Genomic DNA, 6,301 nt, shown 5'->3' on the forward strand with positions numbered 1-6,301 from the left:
CCCTATTTAGCCGAAGTAACTCCGACTACCGCTACCGAGCCGTCTAGGATGATGCTGACGCCCTCTTTTACCGGAATGTCTCGGATCAAAAGCGAATCGCCTACGTCAAGATCGCTCACATCGAGCGTAAAATCGTTTGGTAGATCTTTGCCTGCGCATTTTACGGCAATACGGCGCTTGGATTGCACCAAGATACCTTTGTTTTTTAAGCCTTTAGCGACACCAGTTACCTTAACCGGCACTAGATATTTACTTACCACGTCATCCTGAACTACTCGTAAATCTACGTGGGTTAGGGTATTTGTGACGGGGTGCTTTTGGTATTCTTGCACTATAACGCGATATGTCTTACCGCCCACGCTAACCTCGAAAGGAAGATCTTCTTTTGCGCGCATAGCTTTGATAAAGTCGTTTACTTTAAACGCTGCGTTAATATTTTCAAATCCTTTCGCATAAATATTAGCGATTAGATAACCATCTCGTTTTAGGGATTTTGAAGCCCTTTTACCGATACTATCTCTAACGATACCTTCTAACATTAGGTTTCCTTTGTGAAAAAATGAAGCGTGATAATAGCCAAATGTTGCTTTAAATCTATTTAAGCGCCGCGATGAAATTTAGAAGTAAAATCGCACGAAATTTAGCCGATTAAATTTACGCTAAATCCCGCAAGGCACGGCATACTTGCATGCAAGAGGACAGACGAATAGAATTCTGCCCGCGCGGCGGCAGGCAGAATTATTTAAAATTTTAAATCGTAAAAATTTAGAATTTTAAAATTTACGACTTAGCGGATCTCTTTTAGTTGTACGACTTCGCCTGCGAGCATCTCCTCGGCGCTCTCTCCGGATTCTGCTGCCAAATCCCTTTTTTTGGCAAGGTCCACGTTTTTTATCTGCAGATCGAGGTCGTTTCGCTTAGAGGCCTTATCCAGCGCTTCTTCGCGGGTAATAATGCCATCTCTGTAAAGATCGAGCAGGTGCTGATCGAAGGTCTGCATGCCGTAGGTGTTGCGACCATCGGCGATCGCGTCTGGAATTTCATCGTCGCGCGCATCAAGTATCATATCCTTAATACGGGTGTTTTTGCGTAGAATTTCGACGACGGCTACGCGCTTGCCTTCGACAGTACGGGCAAGGCGCTGAGAGATGACTGCCTCTAGGACAGATGCTAGCGTCATTCGGATACGCTCCTGCTCAGCCTGCTCAAACATCGCGATGATTCGGTTTACCGTCTCTTTTGCGTCAATAGTATGCACCGTCGAAAACACTAAGTGTCCCGTCTCTGCGGCGTGAAGTGCGGTCTCGATCGTCTCTAAATCGCGCATCTCGCCCACAAATATAACGTCCGGATCCTCTCGCAGCGCGGCGCGAAGCGAATCGGCGAAGTTATTGCAGTCCTCACCGATAGCGCGCTGATTGATGATGCATTTATCGTCTTTAAATACGAATTCCACGGGGTCTTCGATCGTAACGACGTGGCTGGTTCTTTGTCTATTTATGCGATTGATCATGCTTGCGATCGTTGTCGTCTTTCCGCTTCCCGTAGGCCCCGTAAGTAGCACGACGCCGCGCATAGCCGTATCGCAAATATCTTTGATCGAAGGCGGCAGACCTAGATCGTCGATCTCTGGAATTTTAACCGGTATCGTTCGGAAAACCGCGCTGATACCGTCGATTTGAAAGAAAATATTAACGCGGAAGCGATAATCTTCGTTTAGCTTGTAGGTAAAATCCACGCTCTTTTTCTCGATAAGCTCAGGAAAACGCGTGATGAGAAGCTCCTTAGCTAGCGTCATCGCGTCTTCTTTCAAAAATGGCGTTTTGCTAAATTTTACCAGCTCGCCGTGGATACGACCTCTGATAACCGCGCCTGATTTTATGTGAAGGTCGCTACCGCCGTTTTGGATTAGAAATTCCAAATATTTATTTAGCCTGTCTCGCTGCTTAAAATCCAGCGTAGAAGCGTCAACTTGATACTGCGAATAATCTATAGAACCCGCCATCATTTCTCCTTTTTAAGTGTTTTTATTATCTCTTTAAATGCCTCTTCAAAGGCCGCCAATCCGTCATCCAGCAGTTTTTTATACGCCTTTTTCATATCGATCTTCGCATCCGCTACGCGCGCGAAAAAATGCTCTATCTCTTCATCGCTCGGCGGCGTTTTGGGCTTTTGATCGCCGCTTATAAAAGCCTCTATCGTCTCAAGCGGCGCAGTATTTACGCAGCCCGGATACATTAGCTCGCTTACGTAGTAGTCCTTCGGCAGATCGTCTCCTTTTACGCCCGTGCTCGCAAACAGCGGCTTTACGTAGTTTAAATTTTCTTTAGCGATGATATTGTAGCATTTTGAAGCATTCATCGTGCCGATTTTGCCGGTAGGAAGGCCCGCCGCGGCCATTTTTTCATCCAGTAACCTATCGAAACGGCTAACGAAGATGCTAATTACGGTTTTTGGTAAATTTGCCTTAGGGAAATAGCGGCGAAAGCCCGCAATACCCTCTTTTATCGCCTCGATACATTTTGCGGTCTGTTCGGGCGAAAAAACCAAGGTCGCATTTACGCTGATCCCCTTTTTTAGCAGATCGCGCATCGCTTCGTAGCCCGCCTTGGTCGCAGGGATTTTAATCATAACATTTGGCATGCCGATCGTGCTATATAGGTGCTTGCCCTCGCGGTACATCGCCTCGGCGTCGTCTGCAAAACATGGATCAACCTCGATACTCACGAAGCCGTCATCGCCGTTGATAAAATTTTTAAGCAGGCTCTCCGCCGCACTTCTGATGTCCGCAGTGGCTAAAATTTCATACAGCTTTTTAGGCTCCTTTTTTCTAAATTCCTCTTTGGCCGCATCGTATGCGGAGGAGCTTAGGATCGCGTTTTTAAAGATTGCGGGATTGGAAGTCGCGCCGTTAATTATCCCCTTTTTGATCAGCTCGTCGAAATCTTTATCGATAAAATCGCGCTCCAAAAAGTCGCACCAAAGGCTGAAATTTAGGGCTTTATCATACATATTTCATAATCTCCTTCAAATCCTTTTTTTCAATGCAGACGCTCGCGTGCTCTTTTAAAATTTCATTCGCGCAAAAGGCGATTTTAAGTCCCGCCTCGCGGAACATCGAAACGTCGTTCGCGCCGTCTCCCACGCACATTACCTCGCTTGCGCTTAAGCCCATCAGCGATTTAAGCTGCGCAAGCAACGCGCCTTTTGAGTATCCAAACATCATCTCGCCGCCGAAAAGCCCGGTTAAAATTCCGCCCTTTTCATGCAGATAGTTCGCAAAGCTCGCGTCAAAGCCTAGTTTTTTCTGCGCGGCGTCGGTAGCAAGATGAAACCCGCCGCTAAAGACGATCACCTTTATGCCTTTATTTTTCAGATACGCGATGATCTCGCTAGCGCCGCAAACAAAAGGCAGGCTTTCCGCGATAGCTTTAGCATCGCTAAGCTTCATTCCCTTTATCAGCGCCACGCGCTCGCTAAGGCTCTCGAAAAAATCAAGCTCTCCCGCCATTGCACGCTTCGTAATTTCGCTAACTTGTCGCTGCGTGCCCATTTTAGCGGCGAAAAAACCTATCGTTTCGCCGTCCATCAGCGTAGAATCAAAGTCGAAAACACAAAGCTTTATCATAAATATCCTCGCAAAAATTTAGGAATTATAGCTAATTTAAGTTTAAGTTTTTTGGAATTAGCATAAATTTTTCGCTTTTTGCGACCTCGTAAATTTTGCTCCTAACCCCGAACGAGCACAAATTTATATATTTTTTCTCGCCGAAATATAAAATTTCATCTTGATGATAGTGCCCTTCGATGATTAAATTTGCCGCGTAAAAATCGATCTTCGGCGCGATTATATCCTTAAAATTTGGCATTTTTTTATATAGGTTTTTTCCATCCTGCGATTTTAAGATCATCTTTGAAATTTTAAATTTCAAAGCGCGATCAAGCAAATCCATAAATTTCAAAAAAGTTCTATTTCGTAGCGAAAGCAGCGCAAACTGCGTCAGGCGTGGCAAAAACAGATCGCCGTGCGCAATCTGTACCGCTTCGCCGCTCTCGCAGATAAATTTAGCGGGCTGCGCGGCGTTTGGATAAACTTTTGCGCAGGGGAAAATTTCGCGTAGATTAAAATCGTGGTTGCCCTCGAAGTAAAAAATTTCGCATTTTCGCGATAACTCGTTTATTAGCGCGATCTCCTCTTCGTAGAAGCGCTGCACGTAGGTCGTGTTTGCCAAAAAATCAAACATATCGCCCATCATAAAAATTTGAGGCGGCAGGCTTTGTGCAGAACACAGCGCGCGCAAGAATTTCAAAAATTGCGGCCTGCTCGCGCCCGCGTGCGCATCGCCGATAAAGATCGCGCCGGGTTTTATCGTCTGAATTTGATCATTTTGCATTTAAACTCCGGCGCGTGATAGTTTTTGCAAAAATTTCATTGCTTAAATTCCGTGCGCGATGCGCGGCAGCGCCGTATCTTCGGCAAATCCGCACATTAAATTCGCGTTTGCGATCGCCTGTGACGAAGCTCCGCGCAAAAGATTATCGATCGCCGAGTTGATCCAAATTTTATCGCCCGCAGTTTTTACAAAAATATCGCAAAAGTGCGTCCCTGCGACGTTTTTTATACTCACGGGCTCGCTTCGGACACGCACGAAAGGCTCTTTTTCGTAAAATTCCCGCAGCACCGCCTCTGCGTCCACGCTCTTTTGCAGTACGCCAAACGCGCTAACCAGCATTCCGCGCGTAATCGGCAGCAAATTCGGCACGAAAATCGTGCTAAATTCGCTGCCTTTTAAAATTTGCAGCTGCTCTTTGATCTCGTCTGCGTGGCGATGCGAGATCGGCGAGTAGGCGCCCGCGTTTTCGTTTACGCTTACGAAATGGCTGCTTGTCTTAAGAGCCTTGCCCGCGCCGCTTACTCCGCTTTTTGCGTCGATAAATACGCCGGTATCTGGATCGAGTAGCCGCATAAACGGCGCGAGCGCCAAAATAGAGCAGGTGGGGTAGCAGCCCGGATTTGCGGTAAGTCGCGCCGTGCGGATCTTTTCGCGATTTAGCTCGGGCAGTCCGTAAACGGCGTGGGCTAAATTACGGGGGTCTAAATGCGTGGTATAATTTTTCTCGTAAAGCTCGCGGCTTAGGCGGTAATCAGCCGATAGATCGACTACATTGACGCTTTTAAATTTTAAAATTTCGCGGGCAAATTCCATCGCTTTTCCATGCGGCAACGCCAAAAAAATAAGATCGCATCTTTGCGCTGCAACGCGAGCATCCGCGGCTTCTACGCGCATCTCAAACACGCCGCGCAACTGCGGGAAAATCTCGCTTATCTCGCCCTGCGCCGAAGCGCCCAAATACGAAATTTCAAAGCCCGGGTGGGAAAGTAGAGCCTTAATCAGCTCAAGCCCCGTATAGCCGCTAACGCCGATGATGCCTACTTTTTTCACGCTAATTCTCAAATTTAATCGGCTTGTATTCGACGCTTAAAATTTCCACATCGCGTGTGCCTGATGGCAGCTGAAGCACCACCTCATCGCCCTCTGCCTTGCCTAAAAGCTGGCGCGCGAGCGGCGTATTGATATTGATGAGCTTGCGCGATATATCCGCTTCGCTAAGCCCTACGATCGTGTAAACCTCCTCCCGCTCGGTCTCTACGTCCATAAAGGTAACGGTGGAGCCGAATTTTACGCGGTCGTGCTCGTAGGTCGAGGGATCGATGATCTTTGAGCGAGAAATGATGTCGCTAAGCTCGGCGATGCGCGAGAGCAAAAACGCTTGCTCTTCGCGCGCCGCATGGTACTCGGCGTTTTCTTTCAGATCGCCGTGTCCGCGCGCGATGTCGATCTGCTGCACGATGTGAGGCAGCTTCACGCTCTGAAGCTCTTTGAGCTCGGAGGTGATCTTTTCATATCCGTAAAGCGTCATTGGTTCTGTCGTCATAATCTTCCTTTCTTTTTATCAAATTATATAAGCTTTAGCCTTAAAATTTTAGCTCGCAGGCTGCGTTAAAATTTTTGCCACGTTTTCGCTGGAGCCGAATTTCAGATAATCTCGCAGCTTCTTGCTCGCAAGTTTAAATTTCGCGGCGTCGCAGCGCTCGTATGTGGCGAGTAGGTTTTGCGCGCTTACCTCGGATTGCAAAAGCTCCTCATGTAGCGGCTCCTCGCCCAAAAAATCAAAAATAATATTCGCAAGCCCCACGTGCTTTAGCTTTACGAGCTTTCGCGCGAGCCAAACGTCAAACGCGCGAGCCTTGTAGCACAGCACGAACGGAGTGCCGATGAGCGCCGCCTCAAGCGTCGCC

The 6,301-nt window shown here is 47.5% G+C and carries 7 protein-coding genes and 1 pseudogene; all 8 read right to left on the bottom strand.

The annotated features are described in order from the left end of the window. Positions 1–2: 2 nt before the first annotated feature. Entirely contained in the window at positions 3–539 is a 537-nt protein-coding gene (locus Q0372_RS07655; RefSeq protein WP_177388523.1) for a 50S ribosomal protein L25/general stress protein Ctc, read from the bottom strand. A 248-nt stretch (positions 540–787) separates the two neighbouring features. After that, a complete protein-coding gene (locus Q0372_RS07660; protein ID WP_297880012.1) occupies positions 788–2,005 on the bottom strand; it encodes a PilT/PilU family type 4a pilus ATPase in 1,218 nt (405 codons plus the stop codon). Next, complete coding sequence (locus Q0372_RS07665; RefSeq protein WP_298104550.1) at positions 2,005–3,012, bottom strand: transaldolase; 1,008 nt, start codon at positions 3,010–3,012, stop codon at positions 2,005–2,007. The genes Q0372_RS07660 and Q0372_RS07665 overlap by 1 nt, the downstream gene beginning before the upstream one ends. After that, positions 3,005–3,628, bottom strand: a complete 624-nt coding sequence (gene serB, locus Q0372_RS07670) for a phosphoserine phosphatase SerB (RefSeq protein WP_298104553.1) — start codon at positions 3,626–3,628, stop codon at positions 3,005–3,007. The genes Q0372_RS07665 and serB overlap by 8 nt, the downstream gene beginning before the upstream one ends. 31 nt (positions 3,629–3,659) lie before the next feature. Continuing rightward, positions 3,660–4,394: a metallophosphoesterase gene (locus Q0372_RS07675; protein ID WP_298104556.1), complete on the bottom strand. Its 735-nt coding sequence runs from the start codon at positions 4,392–4,394 to the stop codon at positions 3,660–3,662. A 42-nt stretch (positions 4,395–4,436) separates the two neighbouring features. Beyond that, positions 4,437–5,444: an N-acetyl-gamma-glutamyl-phosphate reductase gene (gene argC, locus Q0372_RS07680; protein WP_298104559.1), complete on the bottom strand. Its 1,008-nt coding sequence runs from the start codon at positions 5,442–5,444 to the stop codon at positions 4,437–4,439. A 1-nt stretch (position 5,445) separates the two neighbouring features. After that, a complete protein-coding gene (gene greA / locus Q0372_RS07685; RefSeq protein WP_297880017.1) occupies positions 5,446–5,937 on the bottom strand; it encodes a transcription elongation factor GreA in 492 nt (163 codons plus the stop codon). Positions 5,938–5,985: 48 nt separating this feature from the next. After that, a pseudogene (locus Q0372_RS07690) lies at positions 5,986–6,301 on the bottom strand (lipid-A-disaccharide synthase); the annotation flags it as partial.

This window comes from uncultured Campylobacter sp., assembly GCF_937997405.1.
Classification (GTDB): Bacteria; Campylobacterota; Campylobacteria; order Campylobacterales; family Campylobacteraceae; genus Campylobacter_B.

Excerpts from the sequence above, each read along its gene's own strand:
- Q0372_RS07655 (WP_177388523.1), bottom strand. The coding sequence starts at position 539 with ATGTTAGAAGGTATCGTTAGAGATAGTATCGGTAAAAGGGCTTCAAAA.
- Q0372_RS07660 (WP_297880012.1), bottom strand. The coding sequence starts at position 2,005 with ATGGCGGGTTCTATAGATTATTCGCAGTATCAAGTTGACGCTTCTACG.
- Q0372_RS07665 (WP_298104550.1), bottom strand. The coding sequence starts at position 3,012 with ATGTATGATAAAGCCCTAAATTTCAGCCTTTGGTGCGACTTTTTGGAG.
- serB (WP_298104553.1), bottom strand. The coding sequence starts at position 3,628 with ATGATAAAGCTTTGTGTTTTCGACTTTGATTCTACGCTGATGGACGGC.
- Q0372_RS07675 (WP_298104556.1), bottom strand. The coding sequence starts at position 4,394 with ATGCAAAATGATCAAATTCAGACGATAAAACCCGGCGCGATCTTTATC.
- greA (WP_297880017.1), bottom strand. The coding sequence starts at position 5,937 with ATGACGACAGAACCAATGACGCTTTACGGATATGAAAAGATCACCTCC.